12 protein-coding genes are annotated in these 14,762 nt (G+C 70.6%); 9 read left to right on the top strand and 3 right to left on the bottom strand.

What is annotated here, in order from left to right:
• Positions 1 to 3: 3 nt before the first annotated feature.
• The gene (locus ACULK2_RS03985; protein WP_445968864.1) at positions 4 to 1,779 is read left to right on the top strand and encodes an ABC1 kinase family protein; all 1,776 of its coding nucleotides are present in this window, start codon (positions 4 to 6) and stop codon (positions 1,777 to 1,779) included.
• Positions 1,780 to 1,822: 43 nt separating this feature from the next.
• On the opposite strand, the gene ACULK2_RS03980 is transcribed toward ACULK2_RS03985, so the two are convergent.
• Positions 1,823 to 2,182: a nuclear transport factor 2 family protein gene (locus ACULK2_RS03980; RefSeq protein WP_445969068.1), complete on the bottom strand. Its 360-nt coding sequence runs from the start codon at positions 2,180 to 2,182 to the stop codon at positions 1,823 to 1,825.
• A gap of 203 nt (positions 2,183 to 2,385) precedes the next feature.
• Between ACULK2_RS03980 and ACULK2_RS03975 the strand changes: the two genes are divergently transcribed.
• On the top strand, positions 2,386 to 3,294 hold the full coding sequence (locus ACULK2_RS03975) for an alpha/beta fold hydrolase (protein ID WP_445968865.1): 909 nt from the start codon (positions 2,386 to 2,388) through the stop codon (positions 3,292 to 3,294).
• Between the two features lie 112 nt (positions 3,295 to 3,406).
• Positions 3,407 to 3,958 carry a TetR/AcrR family transcriptional regulator gene (locus ACULK2_RS03970; protein ID WP_445968866.1) on the top strand — a complete coding sequence of 184 codons (552 nt, stop codon included), beginning with the start codon at positions 3,407 to 3,409 and terminating at the stop codon, positions 3,956 to 3,958.
• 34 nt (positions 3,959 to 3,992) lie between these two features.
• Here ACULK2_RS03970 and ACULK2_RS03965 read toward each other — a convergent pair whose 3' ends face one another.
• Positions 3,993 to 4,625 (bottom strand): TetR/AcrR family transcriptional regulator, encoded by a 633-nt coding sequence (locus ACULK2_RS03965; protein ID WP_445968867.1) that lies wholly within the window; start codon positions 4,623 to 4,625, stop codon positions 3,993 to 3,995.
• Positions 4,626 to 4,815: 190 nt separating this feature from the next.
• Here ACULK2_RS03965 and ACULK2_RS03960 point away from each other — a divergent pair, with 190 nt between their 5' ends.
• From ACULK2_RS03960 to ACULK2_RS03935, 6 genes are all read left to right on the top strand, one after another.
• Positions 4,816 to 6,468 (top strand): ABC transporter substrate-binding protein, encoded by a 1,653-nt coding sequence (locus ACULK2_RS03960; RefSeq protein WP_445968868.1) that lies wholly within the window; start codon positions 4,816 to 4,818, stop codon positions 6,466 to 6,468.
• Between the two features lie 89 nt (positions 6,469 to 6,557).
• Positions 6,558 to 7,382 (top strand): ABC transporter ATP-binding protein, encoded by an 825-nt coding sequence (locus tag ACULK2_RS03955; protein ID WP_445968869.1) that lies wholly within the window; start codon positions 6,558 to 6,560, stop codon positions 7,380 to 7,382.
• The gene (locus ACULK2_RS03950; RefSeq protein ID WP_445968870.1) at positions 7,379 to 8,188 is read left to right on the top strand and encodes an ABC transporter ATP-binding protein; all 810 of its coding nucleotides are present in this window, start codon (positions 7,379 to 7,381) and stop codon (positions 8,186 to 8,188) included. The genes ACULK2_RS03955 and ACULK2_RS03950 overlap by 4 nt, the downstream gene beginning before the upstream one ends.
• Entirely contained in the window at positions 8,185 to 9,300 is a 1,116-nt protein-coding gene (locus ACULK2_RS03945; RefSeq protein ID WP_445968871.1) for an ABC transporter permease, read from the top strand. Before ACULK2_RS03950 ends, ACULK2_RS03945 begins: the two co-directional genes overlap by 4 nt.
• Positions 9,301 to 9,303: 3 nt before the next feature.
• Positions 9,304 to 10,356: an ABC transporter permease gene (locus tag ACULK2_RS03940; RefSeq protein WP_445968872.1), complete on the top strand. Its 1,053-nt coding sequence runs from the start codon at positions 9,304 to 9,306 to the stop codon at positions 10,354 to 10,356.
• Positions 10,353 to 12,677, top strand: coding sequence for an exo-beta-d-1,3/1,6-glucosidase (locus ACULK2_RS03935; protein WP_445968873.1), 2,325 nt, complete (start codon positions 10,353 to 10,355; stop codon positions 12,675 to 12,677). The genes ACULK2_RS03940 and ACULK2_RS03935 overlap by 4 nt, the downstream gene beginning before the upstream one ends.
• A gap of 18 nt (positions 12,678 to 12,695) precedes the next feature.
• On the opposite strand, the gene ACULK2_RS03930 is transcribed toward ACULK2_RS03935, so the two are convergent.
• A complete protein-coding gene (locus tag ACULK2_RS03930; RefSeq protein WP_445968874.1) occupies positions 12,696 to 14,756 on the bottom strand; it encodes a S8 family serine peptidase in 2,061 nt (686 codons plus the stop codon).
• Positions 14,757 to 14,762 lie beyond the last annotated feature (6 nt).

The raw sequence follows: 14,762 nt of genomic DNA, 5'->3' as shown, positions 1-14,762 counted from the left end.
TCGGTGGCCTCGGCCGACCGGAGCGCGGGCGAGCACGCGCCCGCCCCCGGCATCCTGCGCGCCCGCTACCGGCGCATCCTGCGGTTCGCCGCGCGCTACATCGTCCAGACCTGGTGGTTCGAGCTCGTGCTGCCGCGCTTCGGGTTGGCGCGGTTCGCGGCGCGTGGGCGCACCGCCCGGCTGGTCCGCATCGCGCAGCGCTTCCACGTGCTCGCCGTCGACCTCGGCGGCCTGATGATCAAGGTCGGACAGTACCTCTCGTCGCGCCTCGATGTGCTGCCGCCCGAGATCACGCAGGAACTCGCCGGGCTGCAGGACGAGGTGCCACCCGTGCCGTTCGACCAGATCCGGCGCCTCGCCGAGGCCGAGCTCGGCGTCTCGCTCGAGCACGCGTACGCGTCGTTCGACCCGACCCCGCTCGCCGCGGCATCCCTCGGCCAGGCGCACCGCGCGCGCCTCGCGCCGGTCGACGCGGGCGACATGGGCTACGACGAGGCCGTCGTGAAGGTGCTGCGACCCGGCATCGAGCAGGTCGTCGACGTCGACCTGTCGGCGCTCCGGCGGGTGGCCGGATGGCTCAGCCGCGTGCAGTTCGTCGCGAGGCGCGTCGACCTGCCCTCGCTCGTCGAGGAGTTCGCGACCACGAGCCTCGAGGAGATCGACTACCTGCACGAGGCCGGCAACGCCGAGCGCTTCGCCGCGAGCTTCGCCGGCGACCCGCGCGTCGCCGCGCCCGAGGTCGTCTGGGAGCGCACCACCCGCCGCGTGCTCACCCTCGCCGACGTGACCGCGATCAAGATCAGCGACCGCGCGGGCCTCATCGCCGCCGGCATCGACCCGAAGGCCGTCGCGACCGAGTTCGCCGCCGTCATGTTCGACCAGCTCTTCCGCGACGGCTACTTCCACGCCGACCCGCACCCCGGCAACATCTTCGTCACGCCGGTCGCGCCGGTCGCGCCGGTCGAGCCGGGCGCGCGGGTCGGGCCGGCAGCAGTGGCGACGGATGCCGCGGGGCCGGCCTGGACCCTCACGTTCATCGACTTCGGCATGATGGGCGAGGTGCCCGACGGCCTCCGCCGGGGTCTGCAGCAGCTCATGATCGCGGTCGCCGCCCGCGACGCCAAGCGCATGGTCGAGGCGATCCGCGGCGTCGGCTTCCTGCTGCCGACGGCCGAGACGGCCGAGCTCGAGCGGGCCATGACCGAGCTGTTCGCACGGTTCGGCGGCATGGGCTTCGCCGAGCTGGCGCAGGTCGACGAACGCGAGCTGCGCCGCTTCGCGATCGAGTTCGGCGAGGTCGTGCGATCGCTGCCGTTCCAGCTGCCCGAGAACTTCCTCCTCATCATCCGGGCGATGTCGCTCACCTCCGGGATGTGCAGCTCGCTCGACCCCGCGTTCAACCTCTGGGACGCCGTCGAGCCCTACGCCGCCGGCCTCCTGCGCGACGAGCGCGGCAACATCGCCCAGACGATCGGCCGCGAGGCGCTGTCGGTCGCCGGCACCGCCTGGCGACTGCCGGGCCGCCTCGACGCGCTCGCCGACCGCATCGAACAGGGACGCCTCGTCGCGAACTCGCCGCGCATCGAGCACCGGTTGGCGGGCCTCGAACGCACCGCCGGCCGGATCGTGTCGGCGGTCGTCTTCGTGGGGCTGTTCGTCGGCGGCATCCTGCTGCGCGTCGACGAGCCGTTCTGGGGTGGCGCCCTCCTCGCGGTCTCGGTGATCCCGTTCCTGCACGCCGTGTTCGCCGGGGTCTTCGGGCGGCGCGGGCCGCGCTGAGCGCGGCGGAACGCTGCGCCGGCAGGCCGGGGCTCGTCGCGGGCTACTGCGGCAGCTCGGCCGTGTAGGAGACGATCTCGGTGATGCATCCGTCGCCGTCGAAATCGTAGACGTCGCAGGATGCCACGATCGAGACCTCGCCGTCCGAGCCCGTGTAGCGGGCGAGGCTGTCGACGACGACGCTCTCCTCGCCGACGACGGTGCGGAAGCGCTGGAACTCGGTCGTGACCGTGGCGAGGCCGTCGGCGGTTCGCTCGATCGCCTTCTTCACGGACTTCCGTCCGATGAGCGGCGGTTCGCCGACCACGGTCCAGATGATGTCCTCGGCGAGATGCGGTTTCGCGAGGTCGAACCGGTGGCTCGAGAACGCGCGAGCGATCTTCTCCGGGCTGAGGTCGGTCATGGTGTCCAAGCGGTCATCCCCCTCGCGCGGCATCCCGCGCCATCGCGTCATGTCGTGCGATCAGCCTGTTCCGGTCGGGCGCGTGCGTCAAGACCACGAGAGATCGGGCACTGGGATCCCGGTCCGTTCACGTCGGCCATGGACTCCCGGTCCATGCGGATCTACTATGAACATAGTATTCCAGTACGGACGAAGGAGTCAGAATGTCCGCGCACCATTCACACCGCGTCTCGATGATCGAGGTCGAGAACTGGTCGCCTCCGCTCCCCGACGCTCCCGGCTTCGAACATCACGTCGTCGAGAGTCCCGGTCTCCGCAGCCACGTCGCCACCATCGGCGAGGGCGACCCCGTCGTGCTGCTGCACGGCTTCCCGCTGCACTGGTGGCAGTGGCACGAGGTCGCCCCGAAGATCGCCGCGCAGGGCTACCGCGTGATCTGCCCCGACCTCCGCGGCGCCGGGTGGACCGCGGCCGACGAACCGGGAATCGCCCGCGAGACACGGCTGCACGACCTGCTCGCGATCTTCGACGCGCTCGACGTCGGGCGCGCCCACCTGGTCAGCCACGACATGGGCGCGATCACCGCGATGCAGCTCACCTACGCCTACCCGGAGCGGGTCCGTCGCGCCGTCCAGCTGTCGGTGCCGCCGGCGTTCATCGCGTTCAGCCCCAGGCTCGTGTCCGCATTCCGGCACCTGCCGAAGCTGATCTGGTACCGCCCGGGGAGCTTGCTCCGCGGCGTGTGGAGCGATCAGTACTGCGCGAAGCCCACGCCCGAGGCGATCATCGACGCCCACCTCGCGCCGATGCGACGGCCCGAGATCGACGGCGCCGTCCGCGCCCTCTACCGCGGCATGGTGGTCCCCGTGTCGATGCAGCTGAGCCGAGGCACCTTCAAGCGGATGGTGCTGACCGTCCCGACGCGGTTCGCCTTCGGTCGGGCGGACACCCGGTTCGCCGAACCGCTCGTGCGACGCCTCTGCGCCGATCTCGAGCGCTTCGCCGACCGGGTCGACTTCGCGTTCGTCGAGGATGCCGGCAAGCTCCTGCCCGACGAAGCGCCCGACGCCGTCGTCGAGCTCACGCTCGACTGGATCCGTCGGACCGACTGAGGCGTGGTCAGCCGACCTGACCGCGCCCGGCCGTCGCCGGCATCCGTCGCGGTCGGCGACGGTCCCCGGGGGATACGTTGGTCGCACCGACGGGTCTGCAGGGAAGGACGGCATGGCAGCGACGAAGGAACGAGCGCTCGACGCGGCGGTCGATCTGCTCGGCACCGACGGCGTGCGTGCGCTCAGTCACTCGCGCGTCGACGAGCGGGCCGGGCTGCCCCCCGGGTCGACGTCGAACTGGTTCAGGACGCGGCGGGCACTGCTCGCGGGCATCATCGAGTGGATGGCCGAACAGGAGCGCGCCGAGTTCGACCCGGCCGTGCTCGATCGGCCCACTCCCGACACGCTCGTCGAGGGCCTCTGCGCCGTCCTCGAACTGCAGACCGGTCCGTTCGCCACCCGCACCCGCGCGCGCTACGCGCTCTTCCTCGAACTCGCCGCCGATGCTGAGCTCCTCGCGCCGCTGCTCGAACAGCGCCGCGAGTTCGAGCGGTGGACCGACCGACTCATCGCCGACGCCGGCATCCCCGACCCGGTGCCTGCGGCCCGCACCCTCATGGCCCTCGGCGACGGACTGATCCTGCACCGGCTCACGGTCGACCCGCAGCTCGACCTCCGCGGACCGATCGAGCGCGCAGTGCGAGCGCTGGCGGCGGTCGCCTGACGCGGCCGACGGGGAGGCGACGCGCGGACGCGCGCTAGGCCAACGGCGACGGCGACGGCGAGATCACCGAGTCGACGATCGCCTCGATCGCGAACTCAGATGCGCGCCCGAGATCGACCACCTCGGGGTCGAGCAGCCACTGCACCTGCAGCCCGTCCATGACGGCGAGGATGCTCGCCGCGGCGAGGTCGACGGTCTCCGGCGCGTCGACGCCGCGCTCGGCGCACACGACCCGGAAGGCGCGGTCGACCTCGCCTCGCAGGGTCTCGTACCGCTTCTGGAAGAACTCGCGCCCGGGGTGGTCGTGGGTCACCGACTCGGCCGACAGCACGACGTAGGCCTGGACGATGCCGGCGCGGTGCGCGTTCACGAACGCCGTCCGCACCAGGTGACGGAACAGCGCCATGCCGTCGGGGATGTGCTGCTCCTCGAGGTCGGCGACGTCGGTCTCATCGCGATGACGCAGGACCTCGAGGAGGAGCGCGTCCTTCGAGCCGAAGTGGTGGAGGATCCCGGCATGGGTCATGCCGACCTGATCCGCGATCTCCTGAAGAGTTCCGGCCGCGAATCCCCTGCTCCCGAAGATCTCGACCGCCGCGTCGAGGATGTCGCGCCGCCGCGCGAGCGTCTCCGGCCGTGAACGCGGTTGCCGACGCTGACCGGTCATCGATTCCGTCATCGGTCGGCACCCCCTCCACTCGCCCGCCGGATGAGAGTCTACGCAGCCCCGCAGCGGGAAGTCGGGACACGCATTGCTTTACTTACTGACTTGATTGTAAGTTAACTCCGCAATCACTCGACGACGGCGTCGCCCTTCGGGCAGGCGCGCGGTCGTGCACCGACACGAAGGAGAAGCAATGAGGCTCACCACGTCCCTCGGCGCCGTCGGCATCGCCGCGGCGCTGGCACTCACCGGCTGCGCCGCCGGGAGCGACAGCGAACCGGCCGCAAGCGGTGCCGCGCTCACGATCGCCAAGCCGGATGGCGCGATCACCACCGAATCGCACAACCCGTACCTCGGGGACTCGTCGGCATCGAAGTACGGCTACGCGAAGGTCATGTTCGAGCCGCTCGCGCTCGTGAACCCGACGGGCGACCTCGGCACGACGCCGTGGCTCGCGGAGTCGGTGGAGTGGAACGAGGACTACACCGAGCTCACCGTCGTGCCTCGCAGCGGCGTCACCTGGAGCGACGGCACCGAGTTCACCGGCGACGACATCGTCTTCACCTTCGACCAGTTCCTGAGCGGCAGGCTGACCGACACCTCGGGCCTGAAGTACGAGGGTGCGACCGTCGACGGCGACGCGATCACGCTGAAGTTCGCCGACTCGAAGTACGTCTCGCAGTCACGCGTCCTGCACACCCCGATCGTCCCCAAGCACATCTGGGAGGGCATCGACGACCCCAACACCGACCCGCTCACCGAGGAGGGGCTCGCGGTCGGCACCGGCCCGTACGTGCTCGACACCTGGTCGACCGAGTCGGTCACCCTCACGGCGAACGAGGACTACTGGGGCGGCGAGCTCGCCGTGCCCGAGCTGCACTACGTCTCGTACGGCGACAACGCCGCCCTCACGACCGCCCTCGTCTCGGGCGAGGCCGACTGGGCGCAGGCGTTCATCCCGCAGATCGAAGACAGCTACCTGGCCGCCGACGAGGACAACCACTTCCTCGCCTCCCCCACCGCGGGCGCCGGCACGCTGTTCATGAACCTGCAGACCAAGCCGTTCGACGACCCGGCACTCCGCGAGGCGCTCGCGTGGACGATCGACCGCGACGCCTACGTCGACATCGCCCGCGAGGGTGCGAGCACCGCGATCTGGAGCGCGACGGGCCTCAGCGGCCTGCTCGAGGACGAGATCCTCCCCGAGTACGCCGACCAGGACTACGCGGTCGACGTCGACAAGGCCAGGACGATCCTCGAGGACGCGGGCTACACCTGGAAGGACGAGAAGCTGATCGACCCCGAGGGCGAGGCCGTCTCGTTCTCCATCTCGGTGCCCGCCGGCTGGAGCGACTGGAACACCGAGCAGGCGCTCATCGCCGAGGAGCTCGACGCGGCCCTCGGCATCGAGGTCACGGTCGACCAGCCCGACTGGGGCGGCTGGGACGCCGCCCGTCAGGAGGGCACCTTCCAGGCGATCATCCACTGGCTCGAGGACACCGGCAACGCCTACGGCCTGTACACCTCGACGATGGACACCAAGTGGATCGTCGACGACCGGGCCCAGTTCAACTTCGGCCGCTTCGACGACCCCGCCGTCACCGACGCGCTGAACACGTACGCCAACGCGGCATCCGACGCCGACCGCCAAGCCGCGCTCGAGGTCATGCAGTCGGCGTTCGTCGAGAACGTGCCGGCCATCCCGCTCGGTTCGCACCCGTTGCTCGGCGAGTACAACACGCGCAACTACGTCGGATGGCCGACCGAGGACGACCAGTACGCCTCGGCCGACCCGACGCAGCCCGGGATCGTCCAGATCCTGACGCAGCTGCAGCCGTCCGACTGATCCGGACCGGGTGGGGCGGGTGCACCCGGTGCATCCGCCCCACCCGGCGCCGCCCGCCCCACGCGGCATCACGAAGGGAACCCCCACGCATGAGCGACACCCTGCTCTCCGTCCGCGACTTCTCGGTCGTGTACGACGTCGATCCGGCCGTGGAAGCGGTCAGGAACGTCACCCTCGACCTCAGGCGCGGCGAGATCCTCGGCCTCGCCGGCGAGAGCGGATGCGGCAAGACGACCCTCGCCTACGGAGTGCAGCGCCTCCTCAAAGCGCCGGCCGTCATCACGAGCGGCTCCGTCGTCTTCCACGACGCGGCGGGCGAGGACATCGACATCAGTCGCCTCGACGCCGACGAGATGCGGCGGTTCCGTTGGGACCGGATCTCGATGGTCTTCCAAGGGGCGATGAACTCGCTGAACCCGGTCGCGACGATCGGCTCGCAGCTCGAGGACGTCTTCGAGGTCCACCGCCCGCGACTCACGCGCGCGGAGCGTCGGGCGGCCGTCGTCGAGCTCCTCGAGATCGTCAAGGTCGGCGCGCAGCGGTATCGCTCGTTCCCGCACGAACTGTCGGGCGGGATGCGCCAACGCGTCATGATCGCCATGGCGCTCGCGCTGCGCCCGCAGCTCATGGTGATGGACGAACCCACGACGGCGCTCGACGTGCTGGTGCAGCGCGAGATCCTCCGTCAGATCTCGGCGCTGCGGCACGAGTTCGGCTTCTCGGTGATCTTCATCACGCACGACCTCCCCCTGCTCCTCGAGATCAGCGATCGCATCGCGATCATGCGCGACGGAGCGATCGTCGAGCTCGACACCGCCGAGCGGATCTGGAACGACCCGCAGGACGACTACACGAAGACGCTGCTGTCGTCCTTCCCCCGCCTGACCGGAGAGAGAGGGGTGGTCCTGCGATGACCGTCCTGGAGTTCGATGCCGTCACCAAGGTGTACTCGGTGCGCGGCGCAGGCCAGATGAAGGCGCTGGACGAGGTGAGCTTCACGCTCCGGTCCGGCCGGACGATCGGACTCGTCGGCCAGTCCGGGAGCGGCAAGTCGACGATCGCGAAGATCCTGACCCAGCTCGAGACGCCGACGAGCGGCGAGGTGCGACTGGACGGCTCGCCCGTGCCCCGCCGCGGCGCCGGCTTGCGCGCCTACCGCCAGCAGCTGCGGATGGTCTTCCAGGACCCGTTCGCATCACTGAACCCGTACCACTCGATCCGGTACCACCTCCAGCGACCGCTCCGGCTCGACCACGTCGTGCCGAAGGCGGACGAGGAGGACGAGGTGCGGCGCCTGCTCGAGCGCGTGCGCCTCGACCCGGACGCCGTCATCGACCGGCGGCCGCACGAACTCTCGGGCGGCCAGCGGCAACGCGTGGCCATCGCGCGCGCCCTCGCCTCCCGGCCGAAGCTCCTCGTCGCCGACGAGCCGGTCTCGATGCTCGACGTCTCGATCCGCCTGGGCGTGCTGAACCTGCTCGCCGACCTGCAACGCGAGGAGGGCCTCGGCGTGCTGTACATCACCCACGACCTCGCCACCGCCCGCCATTTCAGCGACGAGATCCTCGTGCTCAACCAGGGACGCGTCGTCGAGCGCGGCTCCGCGGACGACGTGATCCTCCGCCCCCGGCACCCCTACACGCAGTCGCTCCGTGCGGCCTCCCCCGATCCCGACGCGCACTTCGCCACGGCATCCGCCACCGATGGAGGTGCACGATGACCACCGTCCAGCCCCGACTCTCCCCCCACGACGCATCCGACGAGATCGAGGACGGAGGCGGCGACGTCACCGACGCCGTCGAAGCCGGCACCACCGCGACGATCGCGGTCAGGGGCCGATCGCGCGTCCCGTGGCGGTTCCTCGGCGGGCGCGCCGCGTTCTACCTCTTCACGCTGTGGGCCGCCATCACGATCAACTTCTTCCTGCCCCGGATGATGAAGGGCGACGCCGTCACGCAGTACCTCTCGCGCAACCGGAACGTCAGCCCGGAGGCGGCCGAGGCGCTGCGTTCCCTGCTCGGCCTCGACACCGACACGAGCCTGTGGCAGCAGTACCTCGACTACTGGGCGCTCCTGCTGCGGGGCGACCTCGGCGTCTCGCTGCTGCACGGCCTGCGACCCGTGACCGAGGTCATCGGCGGGGCGCTCCCGTGGACCGTCGGCCTCGTCGGCTTCGCGACGCTCGTCTCGTTCGCGATCGGCACGATCGGCGGCGCGATCGTCGGATGGCGGCGCGGCAGCCGCCTCGACGCGCTCATCCCGATCACCACGTTCCTCAGCACCATCCCCTACTTCTGGCTCGGACTGCTCGCGATCGCCCTGTTCTCGGTCAATCTCGGCTGGTTCCCGATCGGCAAGGCCTACGGCGTCGGGATGGCGCCCGAGTTCACGCCCGAGTTCATCGGCCAGGTCGTCCACCACGGCACGCTCCCCGCCGCGACGATCATCATCGCGTCCCTGGGCGGCTGGATGCTCGGCATGCGCAACATGATGCTCACCGTTCTCGACGAGGACTACGTCATGGTCGCCGAGGCGAAGGGGATGCCGCAGCGACGGGTGCTGTGGGGCTACGCCGCGCGCAACGCCGTGCTCCCGCAGATCCAGAGCTTCGCCCTGTCGATCGGCTTCATCGTGGGTGGCACCATCGTGATGGAGATGGTGTTCAGCTACCCGGGCGTCGGAAAGCTGCTGCTGGACGCCACGAACGCGAAGGACTACGCCCTGATGCAGGGCGTCTTCCTCGTGATCACGCTGTCGGTGCTCGTGGCAAACCTGCTGGCCGACGTCGCCTACGCGTTCCTCGACCCGCGCACGCGCCAGACGGAGGCCTGAACCATGGACGCCATCGTGAACGACCGCATGACGAACCGCCCGGCCGGGGCCCCGGCGACCGCGACGATCCGCACGGCCGGGGCGCCGGGCGGCGGGCCCGCGCGCGAGCGCGCGACGTTCCGGTCGAAGCTCGGCTCCGCCTTCGCGATGTTCCGCAACGGCAAGTCCATCGCCGGCCTCTCGATCCTCGGGTTCTTCGTGCTCGTGGCGATCTTCGCCGACGTTCTGGCGCCGTACGCGCCGACCGCCGTCGACGACACGGCGCGCTTCCAGCCGCCGTCGGCCGAGCACTGGCTCGGCACGACGCACATCGGCGAGGACGTGCTGAGCCAGGTCATCCACGGCACCCGAGGCGTGATCGTGGTCGGCTTCCTCGCCGCGATCATCGCCACGATCATCGCCATCGTCGTGGGCGTGATGTCCGGCTACCTGCGCGGATGGCGCAGCGAGAGCCTGTCGGCCATGACCAACGTCTTCCTGGTGATCCCGGGCCTTCCCCTGATCATCATCGTGGCCTCGATGTTCGAGGACCCGCCGCTCGCGGTGATCGCCGCGGTGCTCGGCCTCATCGGGTGGGCCTGGGGCGCACGAGTGCTGCGCGCCCAGACGATGTCGCTGCGCAATCGCGACTTCATCCAGGCCGCGCGAGCGAACGGCGAGCCCCTCCGCCGCATCATCACCGTCGAGATGCTCCCCAACCTCATGGCGCTCATCGCCGCGAGCTTCGTCGGCACGGTGACCGCCGCGATCCTGGCGCTGACCACGCTGTCGTACATCGGCATGATCCCCGTCACGACCTACAACTGGGGCACCATCCTGAACTGGGCGAGCGCCCAGGGCGCGTTCCGCCAGAACCAGTGGTGGTGGTACCTCCCCCCGGGACTGTGCATCGCCGCGATCGGCGTCGCCCTGTCGCTGATCAACTTCGGCATCGACGAGTACGTCAATCCGCGTCTGCGGTCGGCCGGAGAGCGGGCCCGCGCGATGAAGAAGAAGGGCCTGAACGTCAACGACACCGTGACCGCCGTGCGCCCCGCGACCGAGGAGACTCCGTGACCACCGCTGAACTCACCACCCCCGCGTACCTCGACTCGCGACGCTCCATCGCCACGCGGATCGCCGATCTCCTCGAGCGGATGACGGTCGAGGAGAAGGTGGGGCAGATGATGCAGCTCGATGCCCGCGAGGACCTCGAGGACCAGGTGCTGCGCCGGCATGTCGGATCGATCCTGCATGCGTCGCCCGAGCGCATCGAGCGCGCGCACGAGCTGGTCGATGCGACGCGACTGCGCATCCCCCTGCTCGTCGGGGAGGACTGCATCCACGGGCACTCCTTCTTCGAGGGCGCCACGATCTTCCCCACGCAGCTCGGGATGGCCGCGTCGTGGGACGCCTCCCTGCTGGAGCGCGTGGCCCGCGCGACCGCCGAGGAGGTCTCTGCGACCGGCGTGCACTGGACGTTCTCCCCCGTGCTCTGCATCGCCCGCGACCTGCGCTGGGGACGCATCGACGAGACCTTCGGCGAGGATCCGTTCCTCATCGGCGAACTCGCCTCGGCGATGGTGCGCGGCTACCAGGGCGGCGGCCTGGACGACGACACGGCGATCCTGGCGACCGCCAAGCACTTCGCCGGATACTCCGAGACGCAGGGCGGCCGCGACGCGAGCGAGGCCGACCTCTCGCGACGCAAGCTCCGATCGTGGTTCCTGCCTCCGTTCGAGCGCGTGGCGAAGGAGGGCTGCCGCACGTTCATGCTCGGGTACCAGACCACCGACGGCGTGCCGATCACGGTCAACGACTGGCTCCTGAACGACGTCCTCCGCGGCGAATGGGGCTACACGGGCACGCTCATCACCGACTGGGACAACGTGGGCCGCATGGTGTGGGAGCAGAAGGTGCAGCCCGACTACGCGCACGCTGCCGCGGCCGCGGTCAAGGCCGGCAACGACATGGTCATGACGACGCCAGGCTTCTTCCGCGGGGCCCTCGAGGCGATCGAGCGCGGCCTCCTCGCGGAATCCGATCTCGACCGCGCCGTCGCGCGCATCCTGCTGCTGAAGTTCGAGTTCGGGCTCTTCGAGAATCCGCGCCGGCCAGACCCTGCGCGCGTCGAGGCGATCGTCGGCAGCACGCCCCACGCATCGCTCAACCTCGAGGTCGCTCGGCGGTCCCTCGTCCTCCTTCGGAACGACGGCCTCCTCCCGCTGCTCCCGGGGCGGGTTCCGGATGCCGCGGGCCGCGCCGTCTCGGACGGTGCACCCCGCCGCGTCGCCGTCCTCGGCCCGCTGGCCGACGACGCGCAGACGCAGCTCGGCGACTGGGCCGGATCCTCCGGCCAGGCGGACTGGCTGCCCGACGGCCACCCTCGCGAGATGATCACGACGGTCCTCGACGGTCTTCGGCGGACGGCGCCGATCGACTGGACGGTCGAGCATGCCGAAGGCGCCCGCATCCTGACCCTGGAGGAGGACCCGGCCGGGGCGTACTTCCCCGACGGCCAGCCGCGACCGCAGGTGGTCGTCCCCTGCGCGCCGGATGCGGAGCTCATCGGAGCGGCCGCCGACGCCGCGCGGGACAGCGACCTCGCCGTCGTGGTCGTCGGCGACCGGATCGAGCTCGTCGGCGAGGGGCGATCCACCGCGACCCTCGAACTCGTCGGCGATCAGGTCGCGCTCATCGACGCGGTCGCCGAGTCGGGCACGCCGTTCGTGATCGTGCTGCTCGCCTCGAAGCCCCTCGTGCTGCCGCCGTCGGCGGAGCGCGCGTCGGCCCTCGTGTGGGCGGCGAACCCGGGCATGCAGGGAGGACGGGCCATCGCCGAGATGCTCCTCGGGCTCACCGAACCGAGCGGACGCCTGCCGATCTCGTTCGCACGTCACGCCGGGCAGCAGCCGACGTACTACAACCAGGTCCGTGGCCAGCACGGCAGCCGGTACGCCGACCTCACGCAGAGTCCGGCGTTCGCGTTCGGCGAGGGTCTGACGTACACGACCGTCGAGTACGACGACCTCCGCATCCTCGACGACCCCGACGGTCTCGACGGCGTCGTGCGTGCGGAGGTCAGGGTCACGAACACGGGCGCACGGCCGGCGCGCGAGGTGGTGCAGGTGTACGTGCGCGACCGGGTGACCTCGGTGAGCTGGGCCGACAGGGAGTTGAAGGCGTACCGCCTCGTCGATCTCCGCCCGGGCGAGACGCGCATGGTGTCGATCGAGCTTCCCGTCGCCGACTGCACGATCGTCGACGCGCACGGCGTGCGAGTGGTCGAGCCCGGGACGTTCGAGCTGCTGGTCGGGCCCTCCTCGCGCGACGAGGTGCTGCTCGCCGCTCCGTTCGAGGTGGTGCTCGAGCGACTGGTGCCGACGTCGCAGGGGTGATCGCGCGGATCCTCCGCCCTACGAGATCCGCCACGCGAACGCGTACGGCTGCGCGAACTGCGTGATGCGGAAGGCGCGGACGACGACCGTGGCCGTGCCGGGCGGCATCCCCACCCATCGCACCTGCTCGACGTTGTTGGCACGGTCGAAGTCGTCGGCGGTGCCGACGTTGCCGTGGCGCTCGGTGCCGTCGGCGGCGATCACGACGAGGTCGAGGTCGTTCTGCAGCAGCGCGCCGGGCGGGTCGGTCCACACGAGTGAGATCTTGAACGTCGCAGCTCCGGCGGCGTGGAGGCCGGCGTCGCCGCCGCCCCGCGACTCCTCCGGGATCTCGACGGTGAACGACTCCTCCTCCCCCTGCTCGAGCGGTCCGCCCTCGCCGAAGCCGGCGTCGTCGCCCGCACCCGGCAGGATGATCGAGCCGGCGAGATCCACCCGCCCCCAGCCCGAGTTCGAGTTCGGCGAGGCGCCCGCCTCGGAGGGGTTGTACTGTCCCGGCAGCTCGACGGCGCCGTTCACGAGCAGCGCCTTGACGAGTGCGGCGCTCGGCGTCGCCATCCCGTTCTTGACCAGGCTCTCGCGGAGCACCGCGACGCACCCCGCGACGAGGGGCGTCGCCATCGAGGTTCCGGTGTCGAAGAAGAACAGCGGGTCGCTCGAGACGCCGAAGTCGGTGCCCCCGGGGGCGTTGCGCGAGAGCGTCGAGAGGATGCACGTGCCCGGGGCGATGACGTCGGGCTTGATGCGCCCCTCCTGGGTCGGCCCGCGGCTCGAGAACGCCGCCATGCCGACCGCGGAGTCCGCCTGCAGGTCGCCGCCGACCGGGTCGGCGGGATAGTCGGAGGGCCAGTAGTCGCGGTAGGTGAAGCCGAACTCGCGCACGCTCTCGGACGCCCCGACCGTGATGCAGTTCTTCGCCGCGGCCTCCGACCCGATCTGCCCGGCGTCGATCGCGCCGTCGGCATCGCCGTCGACGCCGTCGTTCCCGGCCGCGAAGCAGATCACCTGGTCGGGGTTGTCCCACACGAACGCGTCGATCTCCCGCGACGACGGGCTGTACGGCAGTCCCGGAACCGACGAGCCCCACGAGTTCGTGTGCACGCGCGCCCCGTCGTCGTACGTCGGCTGGAAGAGATCGGTCAGGTCGGCCGGGATGCCGCCGAGTCGGCCGCGAGAGTCGAGCAGGCTCTGGAGGATGAGGTGCGCCTCCGGCGCGGTGCCCTCGATCGCACCGCCCATGCTGGCCGAGTTCCCGAGGCCGAGCACCGATCCGGCGACGTGCGTGCCGTGGCCGTGCGGATCGTCGGCGCGAGCCGGAGAGGGGCGCCCGAGCGCGTGCAACTGCACGACCCGTCCGGCGAAGGCCGGGTGCGGGTCGGCAGCGTCGCCCGTGTCGAACCCCGTGTCGGCGACCGCGACGACCTCGCCGTCGCCACGGTACGTCGTCCCGTTCACGGTGACGTCGGCGTTCAGGATGCCGCGGGCGACGTTGTTGAACAGGCGCCGCTCCGGCACGGGCTGGATCTCGCGGATCTCGTCGATGGCCGCGAGGCGGGGCAGGCGGCCCTGCTCGGTCGTGACGCGGAGCTTGCCGGGGGTCACCTCGACCTGCTCCGGGTTCACCTTGGCGGCGCTCGCGACCCGCTCCACGAGATCGTCCGTCGGCGTGACGTCGGGGTGCAGCAGCAGGTCCACCGGGGTGAAGGCCCGGGCGGGATGCGGCGTGTCGAACCCGAAGTCGCCGGGTCTCGCCGGGTCGACGTTCGGGCCGAGCAGCGGCGGCGGGATCTTGAACGCCCGCGCGTACGGCCCGGCCCAGTCGACGAACGGCAGGTCGGACACCGGCGAGATGTCGCTCGGCGGATACGTCGCGAGGTAGGTGTTCTCGTCGACGTACTCCTGCACGTCCGCTCCCGCCTCGGCGACCGCGGCGCGCTGCTCGGCCGTCATGGGTCCGGTCGTGTGGATGAGGATGTGGTCCGAGGCGGCGACCACCTCGGCATCCAGGCCGAACGCCTGCAGATCGCGCTTCGGCGCGGTCGTGTCGACGGTGATTCCGTTGATCGTGATCTGCGGCATGGCGCG

The sequence above is a fragment of the Agromyces molybdatiresistens genome, from assembly GCF_052748445.2.
This window is presented reverse-complemented; position numbering and strand designations above follow the sequence as displayed.

What these genes read in the sequence shown, in the direction of transcription:
- ACULK2_RS03930 (WP_445968874.1), bottom strand. Translation starts at nt 14,756, where the DNA reads ATGCCGCAGATCACGATCAACGGAATCACCGTCGACACGACCGCGCCG.
- ACULK2_RS03950 (WP_445968870.1), top strand. Translation starts at nt 7,379, where the DNA reads ATGACCGTCCTGGAGTTCGATGCCGTCACCAAGGTGTACTCGGTGCGC.
- ACULK2_RS03975 (WP_445968865.1), top strand. Translation starts at nt 2,386, where the DNA reads ATGTCCGCGCACCATTCACACCGCGTCTCGATGATCGAGGTCGAGAAC.
- ACULK2_RS03940 (WP_445968872.1), top strand. Translation starts at nt 9,304, where the DNA reads ATGGACGCCATCGTGAACGACCGCATGACGAACCGCCCGGCCGGGGCC.
- ACULK2_RS03965 (WP_445968867.1), bottom strand. Translation starts at nt 4,625, where the DNA reads ATGACCGGTCAGCGTCGGCAACCGCGTTCACGGCCGGAGACGCTCGCG.
- ACULK2_RS03955 (WP_445968869.1), top strand. Translation starts at nt 6,558, where the DNA reads ATGAGCGACACCCTGCTCTCCGTCCGCGACTTCTCGGTCGTGTACGAC.
- ACULK2_RS03960 (WP_445968868.1), top strand. Translation starts at nt 4,816, where the DNA reads ATGAGGCTCACCACGTCCCTCGGCGCCGTCGGCATCGCCGCGGCGCTG.
- ACULK2_RS03980 (WP_445969068.1), bottom strand. Translation starts at nt 2,182, where the DNA reads ATGACCGACCTCAGCCCGGAGAAGATCGCTCGCGCGTTCTCGAGCCAC.
- ACULK2_RS03945 (WP_445968871.1), top strand. Translation starts at nt 8,185, where the DNA reads ATGACCACCGTCCAGCCCCGACTCTCCCCCCACGACGCATCCGACGAG.
- ACULK2_RS03970 (WP_445968866.1), top strand. Translation starts at nt 3,407, where the DNA reads ATGGCAGCGACGAAGGAACGAGCGCTCGACGCGGCGGTCGATCTGCTC.